This is a genomic window from Bacteroides sp. HF-162, assembly GCF_015679285.1.
Lineage (GTDB): Bacteria > Bacteroidota > Bacteroidia > Bacteroidales > Bacteroidaceae > Bacteroides > Bacteroides uniformis.
Genome location: NZ_CP064937.1, coordinates 4,133,629 through 4,156,037, shown reverse-complemented (window position 1 = coordinate 4,156,037; position 22,409 = coordinate 4,133,629). Strand labels below are relative to the sequence as shown.

Here is a 22,409-nt window from a genome sequence, read left to right as displayed (position 1 = left end):
ATGTCATTTCATGCAAGTATGTAAGTAAAACATGCGATAAAATTACAGTTGTAGATTAGGAATACCTATAATCGGCAGACGAGAAATTAAAGAATGAAAACAACGCGGCAGAAGGATAGTTTTTATTATTTTTGCAATCAATTCTCAATAGTTATTTAAAAAATATGGCAAAGAAAAATTCAACAGCTAAAGATACGGAGCTGTCACTCTCGTTTTTTGGGAAAGTGGCAGCGTTATTTAGAAGTGAAACGGTTCATTTCGTTATCGGCTTGGTGCTGGTAATCTTTTCGGTTTATTTGTTGCTTGCTTTCACATCATTCTTTTTCACGGGAGCGGCAGACCAGAGCATCATTGACGGAGGCAGTGCGCAGGAGCTGATTTCCACCAACAATGGGGTGAAGAACTACGCCGGTAGCCGCGGTGCGCAGTTGGCCAGCTATCTGATAAATGATTGCTTCGGCGTATCGTCTTTCCTGATTCTCGTGTTCTTGGCTGTGGCGGGACTGAAGCTGATGCGGGTGCGTGTGGTGCGCTTGTGGAAGTGGTTCATCGGCTGTTCGTTGATGCTGGTGTGGTTCTCGGTATTTTTCGGTTTTGTGTTTGTAGACCAGTACAAGGACTCTTTCCTCTATCTGGGCGGTATGCACGGATACAATGTCAGTAACTGGCTTGTGTCTCAAGTCGGTGTGCCGGGAGTTTGGCTGCTATTGTTGGTAACTGCCATTTGCTTCCTCATCTATCTGAGTGCACGGACTGTCATCTGGTTGCGCAGATTGTTCAGTCTCAGCTTCTTGAAGCGTAAGGAGAAGGCGGAAAGCGTGCAGGGTGAAACGCCGGAAGAGTTCAAGACCTCTTGGGGTGCAAAGGAAAAGGCGGCTGCTCCGACACCGGAAGCTGCGGAGCCGGAAAAGGTTCTTGAAAAGGAGGAGGAGATTGCTACAGAGGAAGAAGAGGACGAACCGCTGAATGAAATCACCCTTGACTTGGGTGGAAGTGATGGAAAGATAAAGCCTGCCAAGTCTGCGGATGAGGACGTTACCATGACTTTTGAGACTCCTGCACCGGAGCCGGTGCCCCCTTTTCGGGAACAGCCGGTAGAGAAGGAGCCGGCATTCCAGGTTGAGAAGGCTGAAGAGGAGGAGTATGTGGGAACGGAGAAGGAGCCGTACAATCCCCGTCTGGATTTGGAAAACTATCATTACCCCACAATAGACTTGATGAAGCATTACGATGACAATGGTCCGACCATTGACATGGTAGAGCAGAACGCGAACAAGGATAAGATTATCAATACTCTGCGTAGTTTCGGTATAGAAATCAGTACCATTAAGGCGACGGTAGGTCCTACGGTGACGCTGTATGAAATCACTCCCGAGCAGGGCGTCCGCATTTCGAAGATACGCGGTCTGGAAGATGATATTGCCCTCAGCCTTTCGGCGCTCGGCATCCGTATCATCGCTCCCATTCCGGGAAAGGGTACGATTGGTATCGAAGTGCCCAATTCCAATCCGAAGATTGTATCCGGTCAGAGCATTATCGGCAGCAAGAAGTTCCAGGAGTCTACTTACGACTTGCCCATCGCACTGGGTAAGACGATTACGAATGAAGTATTTATGGTGGATTTGTGCAAGATGCCGCACGTGCTCGTTGCCGGTGCTACCGGTCAGGGTAAGTCCGTGGGGTTGAATGCCATCATCACCTCCTTATTATATAAGAAGCATCCGGCAGAGCTGAAGTTTGTGCTGGTAGACCCCAAAAAAGTAGAATTCAGCATCTACTCCGTGATTGAGCATCACTTCCTCGCAAAATTGCCCGACGGGGAAGATGCCATCATTACAGACGTCACGAAGGTGGTGCAGACCTTGAACTCTATCTGTGTGGAGATGGATACCCGCTATGACTTGCTGAAAGCTGCCCATGTGCGCAACATCAAGGAGTACAACGAGAAGTTCATCAACCGTCGTCTGAATCCGGAGAAGGGGCATAAGTTCATGCCTTACATCGTAGTCGTTATCGACGAGTTCGGTGACTTGATTATGACAGCTGGCAAGGATGTGGAACTGCCCATTGCCCGCATCGCCCAGTTGGCGCGTGCCGTAGGTATACATATGATTATCGCTACACAGCGACCGACAACAAACATCATTACGGGTACGATTAAGGCTAACTTCCCGGCGCGTATCGCTTTCCGTGTATCGGCAATGGTCGATTCGCGTACCATCCTCGACCGTCCGGGAGCCAACCAGCTGATAGGTCGCGGTGATATGCTATTCCTGCAGGGAGCAGACCCGGTGCGTGTGCAGTGTGCCTTTATCGATACCCCCGAAGTGGCGGAGATTACGAAGTTCATCGCCCGCCAGCAGGGCTACCCCACCGCTTTTTATCTGCCCGAATATGTGGATGAAAATGCAGGAGGTGATTTGGGGGATGTGGATATGGGGCGTCTTGATCCTTTGTTCGAGGATGCAGCCCGTCTCGTCGTTATTCACCAGCAGGGTTCTACGTCGCTCATTCAGCGTAAGTTTGCCATCGGTTATAATCGTGCCGGCCGCATCATGGACCAGTTGGAGAAAGCGGGGATTGTGGGACCGGCGCAAGGCAGCAAGGCGCGTGAGGTGTTCTGTATAGATGAGAACGACCTGGAAATGCGGTTAAACAATTTGCAATAAGGAATGGTTATTTATAGAATGATGAAACTTGATAAGCTTTTACTTGGCATGCTATTGTTGTTGTTTGCTGTGCCGATGTCGGCACAGCAACCGGATGCTAAGAATATATTAGATCGTACAGCCGAAGCCTTTCGGAAAGCGGGAGGGGTGAAGCTGGCGTTTACCGTGAACGAACAACAGGGCTCTTATGCGGGAGTTCTCTATCTGGAAGGTGAGAAGTTTGTGGTTGAGACTGAGGGAATGAAGACTTGGTTTGACGGACATACACAGTGGAGCTATGTGGCTTCGACAGATGAGGTGAATGTATCGGAACCTACGCAGGAGGAATTGCAGACTCTTAATCCGTATGCCTGGTTGTCCCTCTACAAGCAGGGATACAGATTGAAGTTGGGCAGTGTCGGTGGTAAGCGGGACAAATCTGTTTATTATGTCATCATGACTGCTGCCGACAAGAGGAAAGACCCTGAAAGTGTCTATCTGTTTGTGACAAAGGATACGTATCGTCTGCATCAAGTGCACTTGGCGCCACGGGGAAGTAAGTATATGACTACTATCCTTATTGATAGCTACCAGACCGGACAATCCTATCCGGATAGTTTCTTTGTCTTTGACAAAAAAGCCTATCCCACAGCTGAAGTCATCGACATGCGCTAAATAGTAAATTGTAAATAGTCAAATAGTAAATAATATAATGATGGAAACAGAAAAAGTAAAATGTCTGATTATCGGTTCGGGTCCTGCCGGCTATACTGCCGCTATTTATGCAGGCCGTGCCAATCTTTCACCGGTGCTTTATGCAGGATTGCAGCCCGGTGGCCAGTTAACGACCACCACTGATGTGGAGAACTTTCCCGGTTATCCCCAAGGTATCGCTGGTCCGGAATTAATGGAAGACTTGCGGAAGCAAGCCGAACGTTTTGGTGCAGATTTGCGTTATGGAGTCGCTACTGCTGCCAATCTTGCTGAAGCACCTTACAAGATTACAATTGATGACGAAAAGGTGATTGAGGCTGAAACGCTGATTATTGCTACGGGTGCCGCAGCGAAGTATCTGGGACTGGAGGATGAAAAGAAATATGCGGGGATGGGTGTCAGCGCATGTGCCACTTGTGATGGTTTCTTCTACCGCAAGAAAACGGTAGCTGTTGTAGGGGGTGGAGATACTGCCTGCGAGGAAGCCGTTTACCTTGCCGGACTGGCTGCCAAGGTTTATCTGATTGTCCGCAAACCTTATCTTCGCGCTTCCAAGATTATGCAGGAGCGTGTGATGAAGCATGACAAGATTGAAGTACTGTTCGAACATAATGCCGTAGGCTTGTTTGGAGAAAACGGTGTGGAAGGGGTGCATTTGGTACAGCGTGTGGGTGAACCTGATGAGAAGCGCTATGATGTGGCCATTGACGGTTTCTTCCTGGCTATCGGCCATAAGCCCAACTCTGATATTTTCAAACCTTATGTAGATACGGACGAAGTAGGTTATATCGTCACCGAGCCGGGAACACCGCGTACGAAAGTGCCGGGCGTATTCGCCGCCGGAGACGTTGCTGATCCTCACTATCGTCAAGCCATCACCGCCGCCGGAACAGGTTGCCAGGCAGCCATTGAAGCGGAAAGATATTTGTCTGCGAAAGGACTGATTTAGTGATTAGCGATTAGGGATTAGGATGGCAACAATGTGTTTTTATTATGCTAATCCCTAATCGCTTATCCCTTGTCACTTATTCTTTATCCTATCTTGCTGATTTTCTTCAGCTTTTCTTCGTCTATGATTTTGATTTTACGTCCGTCGATGGTGATTAACCGTTCTGTGGCAAACTGTGACAACGTACGTATGGCGTTGGAAGTGGTCATGTTTGACAAATTGGCCAGATCTTCACGCGAGAGATAGATACTCAAGGTGGAGCCGTCTTCCTCCAAACCATAACTTTCTTTGAGGAACAGCAGGGATTCTGCGAGTCTTCCGCGGATATGTTTCTGCGTCAGGTTTACGGTACGTTCATCGGCAATGCCCAAGTCAACGGACAATTGCTTGATGAAGAACATGGCAAGGTCGTTGTTTTGTGTGAGCAGAGTCATCAAGGCAGTCATGGGGATTTGGCAAACAAGAGACGGCTCGAATGCAGATGCTGCCGTAACATAGTCTGTTTTTGCAAAGTAAGGGCGGTAACCGAAATATTCGACAGGTTTAATCATACGGATAATTTGGCTTCTACCACCGACTCCGTCTTTATAGATTTTTACCTTTCCACTCAGCAGACACATCAAGTGCGTAGGTGTCTCGCCTTCGCAATGGATGACTTCGTTTTTTTTGTAGTTCTGGAGTGTGAAGTGGTTGGCGAGGAATTCCCGTTGTTCGTCATTCAGGGGAGACCATATATCTGCAATCAACTCCGGAACATTAATATCAGATAAGTTTACTTTTACCATAACTGCTGCAAAACTGTGTTATACAGCACAAATGTAAAAAGAAAAAATTAAATATTGCACAAATATGACAAAAAGATATCGTAGGGGGGGGAGATAAAGGAAAATCTATATATTTACGATTAGACGATTTACGATTGAAGTTTGTATTGTTAAACAACTGCTCATTAGCAGGTGGGTTTATGATTGTACGAGTAACTCCAACCGTAAACCGTCAAATCGTAAATCGTAGTAACTTAATTGTTTATCGTAGTATCTCTATCCCCCTCCCTACGGGGGAGGGGGATAGGGAGAGGCCTACTTTGTAAACAGCAGCTCCCTATACTTCGGAAGCGGCCAGATTTCATCATCAATTTCCATCTCAAGGTGGTCGATGTGGTCACGGATACTTTCCAGATAAGGGCGTACGGTTTCTTCGTAAGCGAAAGCCTTGTCTTTGTAGTTATCCATGTGGTTGGCTACTTTGCGGGCTTCGGTCATTTCGCGTACTTGTACCTTGATGGCGGTTACGCGCTTGGAAATTTCGCGTACAAGCTCTTTCCGGTCGGCACTGAGGACTTCGTATTCTTCGGGAGAGAAGGTCTCGCGCAGGCCACGGAGATTTTCCAGCAGACGGTTTTGGTAGATAACGGCAGTCGGTACGATGTGGTTGATGGCAAGATCACCCAATACACGGCTTTCTATCTGTACCTTCATGGTGTATTTTTCCAGTTCTACTTCCAGGCGGCAGGCAAGCTCCGTTTCGTTGAAGATACGTTCGCCGATGAGTACGGAACGGGACTGGTTATCCATGTAGTGCATCAAGGCTTCGGGAACGTGGCAGATGTTGGTCAGCCCACGGCGTGCAGCTTCCTGCTTCCATTGTTCGGAGTAGCCGTCCCCCTCAAAGCGGATAGGCTCGGAGGCGATGATGGTCTCTTTCATAATGCGGAAGATAGCTTCATCCTTGCCGACCCCCTCTTCCATCAGTTTGTCGATGGATACTTTGAACTCGTTCAGCTGATTGGCCATAGCCGCATTGATGGCAATCATGGCGGCGGCGCAGTTGGCAGATGAACCTGCGGCACGGAATTCAAAGCGGTTGCCGGTAAAGGCGAATGGAGAAGTACGGTTACGGTCGGTAGTATCCAGTAATATTTCAGGAATACGTCCGATGCCTAATTTCAGTGTTGTCTTTTCTTCCGATGTCATCTTGCTGCTGCTTATCTGGCGGGCTATCTCGTCGAGGATGGAAGACAGCTGTTTGCCCAGGAAGATGGACAGAATGGCGGGAGGTGCTTCATTGGCTCCCAGACGGTGGCTGTTTCCGGCACTCATGATGGAGGCGCGTAGCAAGTTCTGGTTTTTGTATACCATCATCAGTACGTTTACTAGGAAGGTAAGGAACAGCATGTTCCCTTTCGGATTCTTGCCCGGTGCAAACAAATTGATACCCGTATCGGTACAAAGCGACCAGTTGTTGTGCTTACCGGAGCCGTTCACGCCGTTGTAGGGCTTTTCGTGAAGCAGTACGGCGAAGTGATGCTTGCGTGCGATGCGTTTCATCAGATCCATCACAAGCTGGTTGTGGTCGTTGGCAAGGTTGGCGTTCTCAAAGATAGGCGCCAGCTCAAACTGGTTGGGAGCTACTTCGTTATGGCGGGTCTTGACCGGGATGCCCAGTTTGTGACATTCGATTTCCAGTTCTTTCATAAAAGCTGTGACACGTGGGGGGATGGAGCCGAAATAGTGGTCCTCCAACTGCTGGTCTTTGGCCGAGGAGTGTCCCATCAGGGTACGTCCGGTCAGACAAAGATCCGGGCGGGCATTGTACAGTGCCGAGTCGACGAGGAAATATTCTTGTTCCCAGCCTAAATTGGTATAAACGCGTGTGATATTCTTGTCGAACAACTGGCATACGTCTGTCGCCGCCTTGTCTACAGCTGCCAAGGCTTTGAGCAATGGAGTCTTGTAGTCGAGCGCTTCGCCGGTATAAGAGATGAAGATGGTGGGGATACAAAGCGTGGTATCTACCACAAAGGCGGGTGAGGAAACATCCCAGGCTGTATATCCTCGTGCTTCGAATGTGTTTCTGATACCTCCGTTGGGGAAAGAGGATGCATCCGGTTCCTGCTGGATGAGCAGTTTGCCGGAAAAACGTTCAATTACTTCCGTTCCTTCGCCGAATTCGATGAAGCCGTCATGCTTTTCGGCAGTTCCATCCGTTAGGGGCTGGAACCAGTGCGTGTAGTGGGTGACGTTGAGGGATTTTGCCCAACTTTTCATGCCGTTGGCAATCAAGTCTGCCATTTCGCGGTTGATGGGAGTGCCTTTTTCAATGGCGTCGGTTACGGCTTTGTAGGCTTCACGGGGCAGGTATTCCTGCATTTTCTTACGGTCGAAGACATGGCTGCCGTAGTAGTCGGACAGTTTGTTTGAAGGGGTAGTCACTTCAAGAGGTTGCCGATTGGCAAGTTCTTGCAAAGCAAAAAATCGCATTTTTGACATATAAGTCTCTCCTTTTATTGGTTGTTGGGCGCAAAAATACATGTTTTTTCTGAACTACCCCCTCTTTTTTAGGGGGTATTCTCGAAAATATTAGTGTTTTTTGAGAATAGCCCCCCTGAAAAAGTCTGCTTGTTATGGAAAAACGACCCAAAGCTTACGTTTGTTCCATGCCATGATTAGTAATCTTTCCGCATCACGATTAGTAATCTTTCCGCATCACGATTAGTAATCTTAGTGCGTCGTGATTAGTAATTTTCATGCGTCACAATTACGAATCATTCTGTACATGACACTTGTGGCGCCCTTTTTATAACAATTTATATAGGTTCGTATTTATCTTGCACAAACTATGTGTGCTTGTGTATTATTGTCTCTCGCGCGTAACATATGTTTTATAATAAAGGGTGTCACAAGTGTCATCCCTGCTTCTTTATGGAACATGTTTTTGCATTACACGAATTCTTCCGTATATTTGTCCCGATTCTATAAGGAGAAATTGCGGTTGAAACGTTTGTTGTTTATATGGATTTGGATTTGCTTCTTGTTTTCTTTTGTACAGAAGGCAGGGGCGGAGCGTGTATCTTATCCGGTTGACAAACATGTGAGTTCCGCAGACTCCATCATGGAGAAAGTCATCTTCTTTGCCCCCCTTTATGAACGTATTATTGAAAGTTACAAGGCTGAGCTTTACATAAAGGGCTGGGTGAATATTCGTAAGAAGAATCATATTCTCCGCTACATCCCTTCCATGTTCCGGCCCAAAAAAGGGGTGCGGGAATATATGATGGAAACTTATAGCGATTTGCATTTTACTGCTCCCGACATCTATGACCAGAAGGTAAAGGCAAGTGTCGGCACTGCTTCCGAGTTTTGGGAAATGGACGGACGATTGCCGGAATATTTTCACATCAATATCTATTCTTCTACCCTATTATATGACAAACTACTCTCTCCTTTAGCACCCAATGCCAAAAAATATTATACTTATCGGATTGATACGGTGATGGGGGAACGGCATGCTCGCCAGTATAAAATCCGTTTTATGCCGAAAAGCAAAAGCTTTCAGCTGGTGGGCGGTTATCTGATTGTGAGTGATAACGTGTGGAGTGTACGCGAGATGCGTTTTTCCGGACGTAATGAGATGGTGCGGTTCAATAATCTGGTGAAGATGGGTAATGTGGGCGATTCGGACGAATTTCTTCCGTTGCAGTATGATGTGGATGCAACGTTCCGTTTTTTGGGAAATGTGGTAGATGGTACTTATGAAGCTGTACTCGATTATAAGAACATCATTCAGAAAACTCCTGGAAGTGATATACGGAAGTCGGTGAAGAAAAGTAAATATGACTTGTCAGATTCATACACGTTGCGTACGGATACGAATGCTTTTCGGCGTGATACTGCCTACTTTAAAACTTTACGTCCCATTCCGTTGACCCCGCACGAGGAAACATTGTATCAGGATTTTTTCTTGCGTCGGGATACACTCATCCGGAAAAAGAAGCCGGTCAATAAGAATCTGGAATTCTGGGGACAGATTGGGGATGCTCTGATTAGTCGCTACACAGTAGACCTTGATAAATTGGGAAGTGTACGCTGTTCGCCGTTGATTAATCCTTTTCTTTTGAGTTATAGCGGCAAACATGGAATTTCGTATCGGCAGGAATTCAAGTACAACCGTATATTCAGGGGCGACCGCCTGCTGCGAATCGTTCCCCGGATAGGTTATAATTTTAAAGAGAAAGAATTTTACTGGAGGGTGAAGTCTGATTTTGATTATTGGCCTCGTAAGCGTGCGGCATTTCATCTGGAATTTGGTAATGGTAACCGGATTTATAGTAGTGATGTGCTGGATGACTTGAAAGCTATTCCCGACAGTATCTTTGATTTCAACCAGATACATCTGGATTATTTCAAGGACTTGTATCTGAATCTGCGCCATAGCTGGGAGATAGTGAACGGCTTGTCGCTGGAAGTGGGTATATCCATGCATAGACGTACGGAAGTGAACCGTTCCCGGTTTGAACTTAACTATCCGAGTATGCCATCGGTAAAATCTGTAACAAACGTAGGTTCCGGCGGCTCGTCGTTCTTTCCGAATTTCGACCCCAATGTCCTGAATAAGTTTCGGCATACTTATAACAGTTTTGCCCCCCGTGTCCGTTTGTCTTGGACTCCGGGACAATATTACTATATGAATGGTGACCGTAAGGTGAACCTTCACTCCAAATACCCTTCCATCTCGGTGGATTGGGAACGGGGCATCAGCGGAGTATTGCAGAGCAGCGGTTCGTACGAGCGTGTGGAGGTCGATTTGCAGCATCAGGTTTCTTTGGGATTGATGCGCGATATTTATTGGCGCTTTGGCTGGGGAGAGTTCACCAATCAGAAAGAACTGTACTTTGTGGACTTTGCCAATTTGCGGCGCTCCAATCTGCCTATGGGTTGGAGCGATGATATTGGCGGGGTGTTCCAATTGCTTGATGGGCGTTGGTATAACTCTTCCCGCAAATATATCCGTGGACACCTTACATACGAAGCGCCTTTCCTTCTGCTTCGCCATTTGATGAAATATACCCAGTATGTCTTGAACGAACGTCTGTATCTGAATGCACTGGTAGTACCTCACTTGAAACCTTATCTGGAAGTAGGGTATGGCATTGGTACGCATATTTTTGATTTTGGCTTGTTTGCCAGCTTTGCAAACTGGAAGTATCAGGAAATTGGTTGCAAATTCACCTTCGAGCTGTTTAACCGATAGTAATGTGCCAATGTGATAATGTGTCAATGACCTGCGGCGTGATGGCACAGCATAAACATATCGCAGCCAATTAGCATATTGACACATTAATCAATTGTCAATTATTGATTCTTTTGTAACTTTGCTGCAAATTACTTGGAGCTATGGGTATAGTAATAGGAATAGATGTGGGTGGAAGTACCACGAAAATCGTTGGAATCAATGGAGAACAGATACAGTCTCCAATGTTTATTACGGCTACCGACCCGGTGACTTCCTTATTCGGAGCATTCGGTAAGTATATTTATGACAATGGTATACAGCTGGTCGATGTGGAGCAGGTGATGCTAACGGGAGTGGGAAGCGCATTTGTCAACAGCCCTCTATATGGACTGCCTACTCGCAAAACGGATGAGTTTATTGCCAATGGTTTGGGAGCCAGACATGCAACGGATATAGACCAACTGATTGTAGTCAGCATGGGTACCGGCACTTCTTTTGTGAAAATTGACGGCGACAAGGTGCAGCATATTGGCGGCTTGGGGATTGGTGGAGGTACCTTGCAGGGACTATCAAGGTTGCTGTTGAAAACTCATGATATTCATCAAGTGTCCGAGTTGGCTGAGAAAGGGGATGTAACTCGTGTCAACTTGCAGATAGGTGATATTTGCAACACTGCTTTGCCTGACTTGCCTGTGAGTGCTACCGCCTCTCTTTTCGGGAAAGCAGATAGCAATGCTTCTCAAGAAGATATTGCCTGCGGTATAATTTATACGGTGCTTCAAACCATTGGAGGAGCTGCTGTACTGTCAGCTTTGAATAGTCCTATCAAGGATTTCGTTCTGATAGGGAATCTTACCCAACTGCCTCAGTGCCGGGAGGTATTTTCTAAAATGGAAGCCATCTATCATGTACATTTTCATATACCGCCCTATGCTGAATATAGAACAGCAATAGGAGCGGCATTGGCATACGTAAAAGAAAGGCAAGGGTAGTGGTTACTTCTTGCTTGCCTTCTTCATATAGCTGTTTATCAAGGTACATGCGGGAGCGGCCACCGTACCGTGGTCAAATCCCTCCATCTGATAGAGGGTGGTTTTTTGTCCCAGTGCTTTGAGGAGGGCATATAGATGAGCGTTTTCCTCATAGCGTGCCAGCATCTCCAACTCTTTGTCGCCAGTGATAAGTATCATGGGTGAAGCGTCCTTTCTTACGTTATTGGAAGGAGCATATTTATCTATAATCGGAGTGTCGGAAGGCAGCCCGCGTTCTTTGCGGATGGTGTAGTGGGTAGTAGTCTGTCCGCTGATGGGGAAAGCACCTGCCAGGCTGTTGGCGTCAATATTCCACTTTGCCAGGTAACTCTTGTCCAGATTGAGCATCAGACAGAGATAACCACCGGCTGAATGACCGGCTATGTATATTTTATCTTTATCTCCTCCGAATTCTTCTATGTTCTCGAAAGTCCAAGCAACGGCCTCTGCGGCATCTTCCGTGTAGGCAGGATTTTGGGCACGCGGGCTGAGTCGGTAGTTTACGGCTATCACGGCGTAGCCTTGATTCAAGAACTCCTTCGGGAAATGTTTCTCTCCGACTTCCAGTCCTCCACCGTGAAACCAGACAAGGGTTGCAAATCCTTTTTTATCTGTAGGATAATGGATGTCGAGCTTACAACGCTCCAGCTTATAGCTGTCCTTTTCGCCAGGATGAAGATAGGAAATGTTCTTTTGTGTACGGTAGTTGTTGTCCGTTGTCTGATTTTGGCTATAACATAATAATGTATAGCAAATGATGGAAATGCATGCGATTATCTTTTTCATGATAAATTATTGAGATTATGTATAAATGAAACGATGCAAAGGTAATATTTTTTTTGTTCTTTAATTGATTATTCCACTGCTGTTTTGAATGCTTTTTGTTTTGTAGTTCAAGAAAATACTTCTATCTTTGCGCCCGATTTACAATGAGTCAACATAAAGTCTCACTTAATTAACGAGTTAAACAATTTATTTATTAATGGAAAATTTAAAGAATGTAGCTCCTATTGAAGACTTCAACTGGGATGCTTATGAGAACGGCGAATCAGTAGCCAGTGCAAGCCACGAAGAACTGGAAAAGGCGTATGACAATACGTTGAACAAGGTTAACGACCGCGAGGTAGTTGATGGAACCGTAATCGCAATGAACAAGCGTGAAGTAGTTGTGAACATCGGTTACAAATCAGACGGTATCATTCCGATGAGTGAATTCCGTTACAATCCTGAACTGAAGGTTGGTGATACTGTTGAGGTATACATCGAAAATCAGGAAGACAAGAAAGGACAGCTCGTTCTGTCTCACCGTAAAGCTCGTGCTACCCGTTCTTGGGATCGCGTAAACGCAGCTTTGGAAAACGAAGAAATTATCAAGGGTTACATCAAGTGCCGCACAAAGGGTGGTATGATTGTAGACGTATTCGGCATCGAAGCTTTCTTGCCGGGTTCTCAAATCGACGTGAAGCCTATCCGCGACTACGATGTATTCGTTGGCAAAACAATGGAATTCAAGGTTGTTAAGATCAACCAGGAATTCAAGAATGTGGTTGTTTCCCACAAGGCTCTTATCGAAGCCGAACTGGAACAACAGAAGAAGGAAATCATCGGTAAACTCGAAAAAGGACAAGTTCTCGAAGGTACCGTTAAGAATATCACTTCCTATGGTGTATTTATCGACCTGGGTGGCGTAGACGGTTTGATTCACATCACAGACCTTTCTTGGGGCCGTGTCAGCGATCCGAAAGAAGTGGTTGAACTCGACCAGAAACTCAACGTTGTTATCCTTGACTTTGATGATGAGAAGAAGCGTATCGCTCTCGGCTTGAAGCAACTCACTCCACATCCTTGGGATGCATTGGATGCTAACCTGAAAGTTGGCGACCACGTGAAGGGTAAAGTTGTAGTTATGGCTGACTACGGTGCATTCATCGAAATCGCTCCGGGTGTTGAAGGTCTGATTCACGTATCTGAAATGTCTTGGTCACAGCACTTGCGTTCTGCACAGGACTTCATGAAGGTAGGTGACGAAGTTGAGGCAGTAGTCCTGACTTTGGACCGTGAAGAGCGTAAGATGTCTTTGGGTATCAAACAGCTGAAGTCTGATCCTTGGGAAACTATCGAAGAGAAGTATCCTATCGGCAGCAAGCACACTGCAAAAGTTCGTAACTTCACTAACTTCGGTGTATTCGTTGAAATCGAAGAAGGTGTTGACGGCTTGATTCACATCTCTGACCTGTCTTGGACGAAGAAGGTTAAACATCCGTCTGAATTCACTCAGATTGGTGCAGACATCGACGTACAAGTTCTGGAAATCGACAAGGAAAACCGTCGCTTGAGCCTTGGCCACAAGCAACTCGAAGAAAATCCTTGGGATGTATTTGAAACTGTATTTACAGTAGGTTCTGTACACGAAGGTACTATTATCGAAATGCTGGATAAGGGTGCTGTAGTTGCTCTGCCTTATGGTGTAGAAGGTTTCGCTACTCCGAAGCACCTCGTTAAGGAAGACGGCTCACAAGCTCAGTTGGACGAGAAGCTTGAATTCAAGGTAATTGAGTTCAATAAGGATGCTAAGCGTATTATCCTTTCTCACAGCCGTATCTTTGAAGATGCTGCAAAGGCAGAAGAAAGAGCTGAAAAGAAGGCTGCTACTAAGAAGTCAACCGGTAAGAGAGAAGACGTTGCTCCTGCTATCCAAAACCAGGCTGCATCTACTACTCTGGGTGACATCGATGCTTTGGCTGCCTTGAAGGAACAGATGGAAGCTGGAAAGAAATAATTACTCCATTCTATAAATGAAGGAAGGGTACTTGCGTAAACAAGTGCCCTTCTTTTTTATGATTTGTCAATAGAATTTTATGGAATTAAGGATGGTTTTTCCATAAATGTTTATCTTTGCAGGGTGGTTGCTCTTGTAATCATAGAAATATTCAATAATTTATTTTCATTTATTATGAAAAACATGTTCAAAAATGTAGGGAAGACGGTGTTGTTCACTTGCCTGTCACTGATGTTACTAACCGCGTGCGGCCAGAAGTCTAAACTCAAGCTGGCTATCGCGGCTGCCAACAAACAATGTCCCATGGATATGGGAGCTTCCGGCGAAATATCCAGCATTACTTTTGATGGGGCGGATGTGGTATATGTGCTGCTTATGAATGAAAGTTTCCTCGATATAGATGCTTTGAAAAAGAATCCCGATGCAATGAAGTCTGCTGTGACTGTTATGTTGGGTAATCCACAAGGGGCTATTAAAGAGATGCTGGATTTGGTTGTCGGTACTGATTCCGGTATGAAGTTCATCTATAAAGGAAAGACATCCGGTAACGAAGTGGAGTGTTATCTGACTACTCAAGACTTGAAAGATATATTGAATGGCGGTTCAGCTGCTGAAAGCAGTGATAAGAAGAAATTGGAAGAGCAAGTGAAGATGACCAACGTATCATGCCCGATGCAGGTGGATGAAGCCACTTTGCTCAATAAACTGACAATCGAGTCGGATAAGGTGCTGTATCATTATACGATTGACGAATCTGTAGTACAGATGTCTGCTTTGAAGGAAAATGCAGAACAGATGAAGGCAAATGTGAAGAACTCTTTGAATTCCTCCGATCCAGCCTTGCGCATGTTCTTGGAAGTATGTGTGAAGTGTGATAAAGGGGTGGGCTATCTGTATAAAGGGAATAAATCTAGAGAAACTTTTGAAATATCCTTTGGAATTTCAGAGATAAAGGCTCTTCTATAAATCAAGGAGTAGAAATCAGTTCGGAAGGTTTGGAATGGAAAAGTTTGAGTTACATATTCTTGGTTGTGGTTCCGCTTTACCCACAACACGTCATTTCCCTACGTCTCAAATTGTGAACGTGCGCGACAAGCTGTTTATGATTGATTGTGGGGAAGGGGCACAGTTGCAGTTCCGTAAATCACATCTGAAGTTTTCACGTTTGAATCATATCTTTATCTCTCACTTGCATGGAGACCATTGTTTTGGCTTATTGGGACTGATTTCTACACTAAACCTTTTAGGACGTACAGCCGAGTTGCATATCCATTCTCCAAAAGGGCTGGAAACATTGCTGACACCTATGCTGGACTTTTTTAATAGACAGATGACGTACAAGGTCCTTTTCCATGAGTTTGATACGAAAGAACCGATGCTGATTTATGAAGACCGTTCGTTGACGGTTACTACCATTCCTTTGCGTCATCGTATGCCGTGTTGTGGCTTTTTGTTTGCAGAAAAGCAGCGTCCTAACCATATTATCCGTGAAATGGTCGATTTCTACCAAGTGCCGGTATACGAATTGAATCGTATAAAGAATGGGGCCGATTACGTGACACCGGAGGGAAAAACTGTTTCCAACAACTTGTTGACCCGCCCTTCTGCTCCGTCCCGCAGTTATGCCTATTGCTCGGATACCATCTATCTTCCTTCTATCGTAGAGCAGATAAAAGGAGTTGACTTGCTTTTTCATGAAGCGACATTTGCGAATGAGGATGCACCGCGTGCTAAAGAAACATTTCATACAACTGCTGCACAAGCGGCTGAAATAGCCAGGAGGGCTGAGGTGAAGAAGTTGTTGATAGGACATTTTTCGGCACGATATGAAGATGAAAATATCTTACTTCAAGAAGCATCCGCTATTTTTCCGGATACTCAGCTTGCCAAAGAAACACTTTGTGTATCGGTATGAATTAAACTTTTCGTATCTTTGCACAAGTGCGAAGATAACTGCACCTCGACATAAAAAATGAACTCGTTCATTTTGTTCTGCTTTCGGTTTGCATTATCTTTGGCAGTCTAAAATAACAAATGCGAATAGAAATTTATGACCCCTTCCTATAATGAACGCGAAGTGTTGGCCCTTCTGCAAGAAGAAAGCACACAAAAGCGGGGATTTGAGATGATTGTTGCCCAATATAGCGAGCAGCTGTATTGGCAGATTCGTCGTATGGTCCTCTCTCATGAAGATGCCAATGATTTACTTCAGAATACTTTCATTAAGGCATGGACCAATATAGATTATTTTCGGGCAGAGGCTAAACTCTCTACCTGGCTCTATCGCATAGCCTTGAATGAATGCCTCACTTTTCTGAACAAACAACGGGCTGCTTCCACAGTATCTTTGGATGATCCCGAGGCAGATGCACTTCAAAAGCTTGAAAGTGATCCTTACTTCTCCGGTGATAAAGCAGAGATGGCTTTGCAAAAAGCCTTGCTTGCCTTGCCGGAAAAACAACGTATGGTGTTTAATTTGAAGTATTACCAGGAAATGAAATACGAAGAGATGTCTGATATATTCGGTACTTCCGTAGGTGCCTTGAAGGCTTCTTATCACCATGCCGTGAAGAAAATAGAAAAGTTTTTGGGTGAGGAATATTAAACCTTTGCCACAAAACAATGTCTAATTAAACAGAAAGGAGAAAGCTTATGAAAGAAGAAGATAAAATACTGAAAAAGATAGGGACGGAAAATCCTTTCCGCGTTCCTGACGGCTACTTTGAGAATCTTACTTCAGAGGTAATGAACCGGCTTCCCGAAAAAGAAAAACTCACTGCTGTACAGACAGAGCCTACAATGTGGCAGAAGGTAAAGCCTTGGTTGTATATGACCGCCATGTTTATAGGTGCGGCATTGATTATCCGCGTGGCTTCTTCGGAGTATACTCCATCTGTAGAGCGTATGGCTGCTGATGATACGGAAACAGAAATGGAATATATTAATATGGCCGTAGAGAATTCCATGCTGGATGATTATTCATTGTATGTTTATTTGGCAGACTCTGATGCAGAATAAAGTAACAACACTCAACTATTTAAAAATGAAAAGACTGATTGTTTTATTGGTTATGATATGTGGCATGATGCCCCTGCTTTGGGCTAGTGATGGATGTGATCAGCATCTGTCACCCGAAGAGTTTCGTGCCAAACAAAAAGCGTTTATAACGGAGAAAGCCGGGCTGACGAGTGAGGAAGCAGCTAAGTTCTTCCCATTGTATTTTGAATTGCAAGACCGGAAAAAGCAGTTGAATGACGAGGCTTGGAAATTGCTCCGGCAAGGGAAAGATGAAAAAACAACCGAAGCCCAGTATGAGGAAATTATGGAAGGTGTGTATGATGCCCGTATTGCTTCTGACCGGTTGGACAAGACCTACTTTGATAAATTCAAGAAGATATTGTCTTGTAAAAAGATTTATCTGGTGCAAAGAGCTGAAATGCGTTTCCATCGTGAACTGCTGAAAGGCATGCATAAAAAGGGAGATGGCCCCCAGCGAAGACCGCAAGGGAAAAAATGAGTAGTGAATGAATTACAAATAAGGAAGGTTGCCACGATGGTGTGAGCAACCTTCTTTTGTTAATGAGAGATACCTCGTTTTAGCCTTGCTAAACCTCTACTTTAGTTCCCTAAACCTCTACTTTAGCCAGTTAAACCTGACCTTTAGAAGAATCATCTTGTTTGCTTTCTTTTTCCAGTGCTTTCGCTTCATTCCATAGCTTATCCATTTCTTCCAGTGTCATGTCATGGAGATTTTTACCCTCCTTGATGCTGTGTGCTTCTACATAGTTGAATCGGTTGATGAACTTCTGGTTGGTGCGTTCCAGTGCATTGTCCGGATTGATTTTGTAGAGGCGGGCAGCATTGATGAGGCTGAACATGACATCGCCGAATTCGGCTTCAGCTTTCTCCTTATCCATATGGGCGACTTCAGCCTGGAATTCCTGGATTTCTTCTTTTACCTTATCCCACACTTGCTCGCGTTCCTCCCAGTCAAATCCTACATTGCGGGCCTTGTCCTGGATACGATAGGCCTTAATGAGTGAGGGTAGGGCGGCGGGTACACCGCTCAATACTGTCTTGTTTCCATCTTTTTCCTTTAACTTCAACTGTTCCCAGTTTTCAGAAACCTGACCTGCGGTTTCGGCCTTTACATCACCGAAGACATGGGGATGGCGGAAGATAAGTTTCTCACAAAGACGGTCGCATACGTCTTTCATATCGAAATCACCGGTTTCGGAGCCTATTTTTGCGTAGAAAGCTACATGCAGCAGCACATCGCCCAACTCTTTGCAGATGTCATTCTTATCATCGCGCATCAAGGCGTCACAAAGTTCATAAGTCTCTTCGATAGTATTGGGGCGCAGACTTTCATTGGTCTGCTTGCGGTCCCAGGGACATTTCTCGCGCAGTTCGTCGAGTATGTCGAGGAAGCGGCCGAAGGCTTCCATCTGTTCTTTTCTTGTATGCATGGTTTTGAAATTTAGTTTTTCCATTCTTCGTATGAGATAAGCAAGCCTATTACTTCCGAATAGTTCTTGCGTCCGCTTTGAATCTTGTTTCCTTTCAGGTACAAGTCATAAATCCAGTTTTGAATGTCCCCGATGAGCGGACTGTATTTTTCCATCCAGTATTGCTGGTTCTTTTGGGCCAGTTCTATGATTTCAGGACGTATCCGGCTGAAAAGCTCTGCGTATTCTTCTTCGCTCATCAGTTGGCGGGCGCTACCCAGCACATGTGAGAGTACGGAGAAATACCCGCTGAAACGAATCTCTTTCACTTGCGAACGGGTACAGACCTGATAAGCGTAAAAGTTTGCTTCAGCCTCGCTGGTGATACCCAGCAGGTGGGCCAGCTCGTGGGCATAAGTAGCGGGATATTGCGACGGGAGCAAATCACCGTTCAGTGTAAATTCGCAGAAGAAGGGTCCCATGCTTCCCGTAACACCGACCATGGAAATGAACGGGGTGAAAAGCATGGTTTTTACACGTGGAGAAGAGTGAGGAGGGCGGTGTACCCCCAGCGTATCACTGATTTGGTTGTATCCGTATACGCTTTCCCGGCAGACCAATGGTTCGTCAATAGAAGTAATGTCCGTATAAGAAGTGTTCAGTTTGTCGATATAGTTGTATACAAATGTCCGGAAGATTTCGGGAGTATAGGCAGTATAAGGTATGTTTGTCCTGCCGTAGAAATCTTTCTGTGAGTAGTTCAGTCCCCATGCCAGATAGAACCATACGTATATCCACAGCAAGTATTCCATCTCGTTCAGCAGAATCTGTTTCCACTTCTTTTTCTGAATATAGCGTGCCCTGATGGGATTGAAAAGGAGTCCGATGATGCTGAGGAAAATAAACAAGTCGCCTATGGCAAAAGGTATGAGTTTTGAAAAGGAGGACAGAATATGGGAGATTACCGGATATACAGACTGCGCATATACTTCTCCCAAACTTGGTATGAGCTGTGTTGCCCATGTGATAGACAGTAACACGATTAATATGACATACCGGATTTTTAGCTTCCCCCTCATTTTATATACTGTTTTGTAGGGACAAAAATATATATTTAAATTTTAATTCATTAATTTTGTCCCCGTTATTCGCAATAAATTAATTATAGAGATTTAAAAACATGGAATTAGCAAGTAAGTACAATCCCGCTGACGTGGAGGGAAAGTGGTACCAGTATTGGTTGGACCACAAATTATTCAGTTCGAAACCCGATGGTCGTGAGCCTTACACCGTCGTCATCCCGCCCCCCAACGTCACTGGTGTGTTGCACATGGGACACATGCTTAATAATACCATACAAGATATTCTGGTACGTCGTGCCCGCATGGAAGGCAAGAATGCCTGCTGGGTGCCGGGAACCGACCATGCTTCCATTGCTACCGAGGCCAAGGTGGTGAACAAGCTTGCCGCACAAGGCATCAAGAAGACGGACCTTACCCGCGACGAATTCTTGAAACACGCTTGGGAATGGACGGATGAACATGGTGGCATCATCTTGAAGCAGCTTCGCAAGCTGGGTGCTTCCTGCGATTGGGACCGTACAGCTTTCACAATGGATGAGAAACGTAGTGAAAGCGTGCTCAAGGTTTTTGTCGACTTGTATAACAAAGGTTTGATTTACCGTGGTGTCCGTATGGTGAACTGGGACCCGAAGGCGCTGACCGCTCTTAGTGACGAGGAAGTTATCTACAAGGAAGAACACAGCAGGCTGTACTATCTGAAGTACATGGTAGAAGGTGACCCCGAAGGACGTTATGCAGTGGTTGCTACCACCCGTCCCGAAACCATCATGGGAGATACTGCCATGTGTATCAATCCGAATGACCCCAAGAATACTTGGTTGAAGGGTAAGAAGGTGATCGTTCCGTTGGTAGGACGTGTTATTCCGGTTATCGAGGACGATTACGTAGATATAGAGTTCGGTACCGGTTGTCTGAAGGTAACTCCTGCCCACGATGTGAACGACTACATGCTGGGTGAAAAGTATAACCTGCCGAGCATCGACATCTTCAATGATAACGGAACGCTTAGTGAAGCTGCCGGCTTGTATATCGGCATGGACCGTTTCGATGTGCGCGAGCAGATTGAGAAGGACCTGGCTGCTGCCGGATTGCTGGAAAAAGTGGAAGCCTATACCAACAAGGTAGGTTTCTCCGAACGTACCAATGTGCCCATCGAACCGAAGCTTTCCATGCAGTGGTTCTTGAAGATGCAGCACTTTGCCGACATGGCTTTGCCGCCGGTGATGAATGATGAGTTGAAGTTCTATCCTGCCAAATATAAGAATACGTACAAGAACTGGTTGGAAAATATCAAGGACTGGTGTATCAGCCGCCAGTTGTGGTGGGGGCATCGCATTCCTGCTTATTTTTTGCCGGAAGGTGGTTATGTAGTGGCTGCCACTCCCGAAGAAGCCTTGGCATTGGCAAAAGAGAAAACGGGTAATGCAGACCTTAAACTGGAAGACCTTCGTCAGGATGAGGACTGCCTGGATACTTGGTTCTCCTCCTGGTTGTGGCCCATCTCTTTGTTTGACGGTATCAACAATCCGGGTAACGAGGAGATAAACTACTATTATCCTACCAGCGACTTGGTGACCGGTCCGGACATTATCTTCTTCTGGGTAGCCCGTATGATTATGGCAGGCTATGAGTACGAAGGCAAGATGCCGTTCAAGAACGTTTACTTTACGGGTATTGTCCGTGACAAGCTGGGACGTAAGATGTCCAAGTCGTTGGGTAATTCTCCCGACCCGCTGGATTTGATTGAGAAATACGGTGCCGACGGTGTACGTATGGGCATGATGCTTTCAGCTCCTGCCGGAAACGACATCCTCTTTGACGATGCATTGTGTGAGCAAGGACGTAACTTCAATAATAAGATATGGAACGCTTTCCGTCTGATTAAAGGTTGGGAAGTCAGTGTGGAAGTTCCGGTACCGGAAGCTTCAGAACTGGCAGTACGCTGGTTTGAGGCCAAGCAGAATGAAGTAGCTGCCGAAGTGGCTGATTTGTTTAGCAAGTACCGTTTGAGTGAAGCGCTGATGGCTGTTTACAAACTGTTCTGGGACGAATTCTCTTCCTGGTATCTGGAAATGATTAAACCGGCATACGGCCAGCCCATTAACCGGAAAGTGTATGAAGCAACTATCGGTTTCTTTGATAACTTGTTGCATCTGCTCCATCCGTTCATGCCATTTATTACAGAGGAGTTGTGGCAGCATCTTTGCGACCGTACAGACGGTGAGAGCTTGATGGTAAGCCCGTTGTCAATGTCGGCATTGGTAGATGAGGATATCATCCGGGAGTTTGAAGTGGTGAAAGAGGTTATCAGCAATATCCGTTCCATCCGTTTGCAGAAGAACATCGCCCAAAAAGAGGTACTTGAGTTGCAGGTTATCGGTGAGAATCCGGTTGTGGCGTTCAACGCGGTTGTTACGAAAATGTGTAACCTTTCGTCCATCAATGTGGTGGAGAACAAGGCCGACGGTGCTGCTTCCTTCATGGTAGGTACTACGGAATATGCCGTACCTTTGGGTAACATGATTGACGTGGAAGCCGAGATAGCCCGTATGGAGGCCGAACTGAAGCATAAGGAAGGATTCTTGCAGGGTGTGCTGAAGAAACTGGGTAACGAGAAGTTTGTGAATAATGCTCCTGCCGCCGTTCTTGAGATGGAACGCAAGAAGCAGGCAGATGCTGAAAGTATCATCAAATCTCTCAAGGAAAGTATTGCAGCATTGAAAAAGGCATAACTGTCCGTCACATA

The 22,409-nt window shown here is 45.7% G+C and carries 17 protein-coding genes; 12 read left to right on the top strand and 5 right to left on the bottom strand.

The window, feature by feature from the left end; translation table 11 throughout:
- Window positions 1-164 precede the first annotated feature (164 nt).
- From ITJ87_RS17655 to trxB, 3 genes are read left to right on the top strand one after another with little or no spacing between them, the layout of a single operon-like run.
- Entirely contained in the window at window positions 165-2,669 is a 2,505-nt protein-coding gene (locus tag ITJ87_RS17655; protein ID WP_117964172.1) for a DNA translocase FtsK, read from the top strand.
- Between the two features lie 3 nt (window positions 2,670-2,672).
- On the top strand, window positions 2,673-3,323 hold the full coding sequence (locus ITJ87_RS17650; RefSeq protein WP_117964173.1) for a LolA-like putative outer membrane lipoprotein chaperone: 651 nt from the start codon (window positions 2,673-2,675) through the stop codon (window positions 3,321-3,323).
- A gap of 40 nt (window positions 3,324-3,363) precedes the next feature.
- The gene (gene trxB, locus ITJ87_RS17645; RefSeq protein ID WP_117600519.1) at window positions 3,364-4,311 is read left to right on the top strand and encodes a thioredoxin-disulfide reductase; all 948 of its coding nucleotides are present in this window, start codon (window positions 3,364-3,366) and stop codon (window positions 4,309-4,311) included.
- A gap of 83 nt (window positions 4,312-4,394) precedes the next feature.
- Here trxB and ITJ87_RS17640 read toward each other — a convergent pair whose 3' ends face one another.
- Window positions 4,395-5,096: a Crp/Fnr family transcriptional regulator gene (locus ITJ87_RS17640; protein ID WP_005832010.1), complete on the bottom strand. Its 702-nt coding sequence runs from the start codon at window positions 5,094-5,096 to the stop codon at window positions 4,395-4,397.
- A 294-nt stretch (window positions 5,097-5,390) separates the two neighbouring features.
- Window positions 5,391-7,580: a glutamine synthetase III gene (locus ITJ87_RS17635; RefSeq protein WP_005832915.1), complete on the bottom strand. Its 2,190-nt coding sequence runs from the start codon at window positions 7,578-7,580 to the stop codon at window positions 5,391-5,393.
- A 439-nt stretch (window positions 7,581-8,019) separates the two neighbouring features.
- Between ITJ87_RS17635 and ITJ87_RS17630 the strand changes: the two genes are divergently transcribed.
- Both ITJ87_RS17630 and coaW read left to right on the top strand, forming a co-directional pair.
- Window positions 8,020-10,341 carry a DUF5686 family protein gene (locus ITJ87_RS17630; RefSeq protein ID WP_117964174.1) on the top strand — a complete coding sequence of 774 codons (2,322 nt, stop codon included), beginning with the start codon at window positions 8,020-8,022 and terminating at the stop codon, window positions 10,339-10,341.
- Between the two features lie 143 nt (window positions 10,342-10,484).
- On the top strand, window positions 10,485-11,315 hold the full coding sequence (gene coaW / locus ITJ87_RS17625) for a type II pantothenate kinase (protein WP_117600456.1): 831 nt from the start codon (window positions 10,485-10,487) through the stop codon (window positions 11,313-11,315).
- 3 nt (window positions 11,316-11,318) lie between these two features.
- Here the strand turns inward: coaW and ITJ87_RS17620 are convergent, their stop codons facing one another.
- Window positions 11,319-12,140 (bottom strand): alpha/beta hydrolase, encoded by an 822-nt coding sequence (locus ITJ87_RS17620; RefSeq protein WP_117964175.1) that lies wholly within the window; start codon window positions 12,138-12,140, stop codon window positions 11,319-11,321.
- A gap of 196 nt (window positions 12,141-12,336) precedes the next feature.
- On the opposite strand from ITJ87_RS17620, the gene rpsA reads away from it, so the two are divergent.
- The 6 genes from rpsA (at window position 12,337) to ITJ87_RS17590 (ending at window position 17,650) form a co-directional block, all read left to right on the top strand.
- Window positions 12,337-14,133, top strand: a complete 1,797-nt coding sequence (rpsA, locus tag ITJ87_RS17615) for a 30S ribosomal protein S1 (RefSeq protein ID WP_005831997.1) — start codon at window positions 12,337-12,339, stop codon at window positions 14,131-14,133.
- A gap of 174 nt (window positions 14,134-14,307) precedes the next feature.
- Window positions 14,308-15,099 carry a hypothetical protein gene (locus ITJ87_RS17610; protein WP_117964176.1) on the top strand — a complete coding sequence of 264 codons (792 nt, stop codon included), beginning with the start codon at window positions 14,308-14,310 and terminating at the stop codon, window positions 15,097-15,099.
- A gap of 34 nt (window positions 15,100-15,133) precedes the next feature.
- On the top strand, window positions 15,134-16,048 hold the full coding sequence (locus ITJ87_RS17605) for a ribonuclease Z (RefSeq protein ID WP_117964177.1): 915 nt from the start codon (window positions 15,134-15,136) through the stop codon (window positions 16,046-16,048).
- 135 nt (window positions 16,049-16,183) lie between these two features.
- Window positions 16,184-16,738, top strand: a complete 555-nt coding sequence (locus ITJ87_RS17600; RefSeq protein WP_117964178.1) for an RNA polymerase sigma factor — start codon at window positions 16,184-16,186, stop codon at window positions 16,736-16,738.
- Between the two features lie 47 nt (window positions 16,739-16,785).
- On the top strand, window positions 16,786-17,151 hold the full coding sequence (locus tag ITJ87_RS17595) for a hypothetical protein (RefSeq protein ID WP_117964179.1): 366 nt from the start codon (window positions 16,786-16,788) through the stop codon (window positions 17,149-17,151).
- A 25-nt stretch (window positions 17,152-17,176) separates the two neighbouring features.
- Complete coding sequence (locus ITJ87_RS17590) at window positions 17,177-17,650, top strand: hypothetical protein (protein WP_009038074.1); 474 nt, start codon at window positions 17,177-17,179, stop codon at window positions 17,648-17,650.
- A 130-nt stretch (window positions 17,651-17,780) separates the two neighbouring features.
- On the opposite strand, the gene mazG is transcribed toward ITJ87_RS17590, so the two are convergent.
- Both mazG and ITJ87_RS17580 read right to left on the bottom strand, forming a co-directional pair.
- On the bottom strand, window positions 17,781-18,602 hold the full coding sequence (mazG, locus tag ITJ87_RS17585; RefSeq protein WP_117964180.1) for a nucleoside triphosphate pyrophosphohydrolase: 822 nt from the start codon (window positions 18,600-18,602) through the stop codon (window positions 17,781-17,783).
- Window positions 18,603-18,613: 11 nt separating this feature from the next.
- Entirely contained in the window at window positions 18,614-19,660 is a 1,047-nt protein-coding gene (locus ITJ87_RS17580) for a DUF3810 domain-containing protein (protein ID WP_117964181.1), read from the bottom strand.
- A gap of 101 nt (window positions 19,661-19,761) precedes the next feature.
- Between ITJ87_RS17580 and ITJ87_RS17575 the strand changes: the two genes are divergently transcribed.
- Window positions 19,762-22,395, top strand: a complete 2,634-nt coding sequence (locus ITJ87_RS17575; RefSeq protein ID WP_117964182.1) for a valine--tRNA ligase — start codon at window positions 19,762-19,764, stop codon at window positions 22,393-22,395.
- Window positions 22,396-22,409: the final 14 nt, after the last annotated feature.

Coding starts and splice junctions, on each gene's coding strand:
- ITJ87_RS17655 (WP_117964172.1), top strand. CDS start 165: ATGGCAAAGAAAAATTCAACAGCTAAAGATACGGAGCTGTCACTCTCG.
- ITJ87_RS17650 (WP_117964173.1), top strand. CDS start 2,673: ATGGTTATTTATAGAATGATGAAACTTGATAAGCTTTTACTTGGCATG.
- trxB (WP_117600519.1), top strand. CDS start 3,364: ATGGAAACAGAAAAAGTAAAATGTCTGATTATCGGTTCGGGTCCTGCC.
- ITJ87_RS17640 (WP_005832010.1), bottom strand. CDS start 5,096: ATGGTAAAAGTAAACTTATCTGATATTAATGTTCCGGAGTTGATTGCA.
- ITJ87_RS17635 (WP_005832915.1), bottom strand. CDS start 7,580: ATGTCAAAAATGCGATTTTTTGCTTTGCAAGAACTTGCCAATCGGCAA.
- ITJ87_RS17630 (WP_117964174.1), top strand. CDS start 8,020: ATGTTTTTGCATTACACGAATTCTTCCGTATATTTGTCCCGATTCTAT.
- coaW (WP_117600456.1), top strand. CDS start 10,485: ATGGGTATAGTAATAGGAATAGATGTGGGTGGAAGTACCACGAAAATC.
- ITJ87_RS17620 (WP_117964175.1), bottom strand. CDS start 12,140: ATGAAAAAGATAATCGCATGCATTTCCATCATTTGCTATACATTATTA.
- rpsA (WP_005831997.1), top strand. CDS start 12,337: ATGGAAAATTTAAAGAATGTAGCTCCTATTGAAGACTTCAACTGGGAT.
- ITJ87_RS17610 (WP_117964176.1), top strand. CDS start 14,308: ATGAAAAACATGTTCAAAAATGTAGGGAAGACGGTGTTGTTCACTTGC.
- ITJ87_RS17605 (WP_117964177.1), top strand. CDS start 15,134: ATGGAAAAGTTTGAGTTACATATTCTTGGTTGTGGTTCCGCTTTACCC.
- ITJ87_RS17600 (WP_117964178.1), top strand. CDS start 16,184: ATGACCCCTTCCTATAATGAACGCGAAGTGTTGGCCCTTCTGCAAGAA.
- ITJ87_RS17595 (WP_117964179.1), top strand. CDS start 16,786: ATGAAAGAAGAAGATAAAATACTGAAAAAGATAGGGACGGAAAATCCT.
- ITJ87_RS17590 (WP_009038074.1), top strand. CDS start 17,177: ATGAAAAGACTGATTGTTTTATTGGTTATGATATGTGGCATGATGCCC.
- mazG (WP_117964180.1), bottom strand. CDS start 18,602: ATGCATACAAGAAAAGAACAGATGGAAGCCTTCGGCCGCTTCCTCGAC.
- ITJ87_RS17580 (WP_117964181.1), bottom strand. CDS start 19,660: ATGAGGGGGAAGCTAAAAATCCGGTATGTCATATTAATCGTGTTACTG.
- ITJ87_RS17575 (WP_117964182.1), top strand. CDS start 19,762: ATGGAATTAGCAAGTAAGTACAATCCCGCTGACGTGGAGGGAAAGTGG.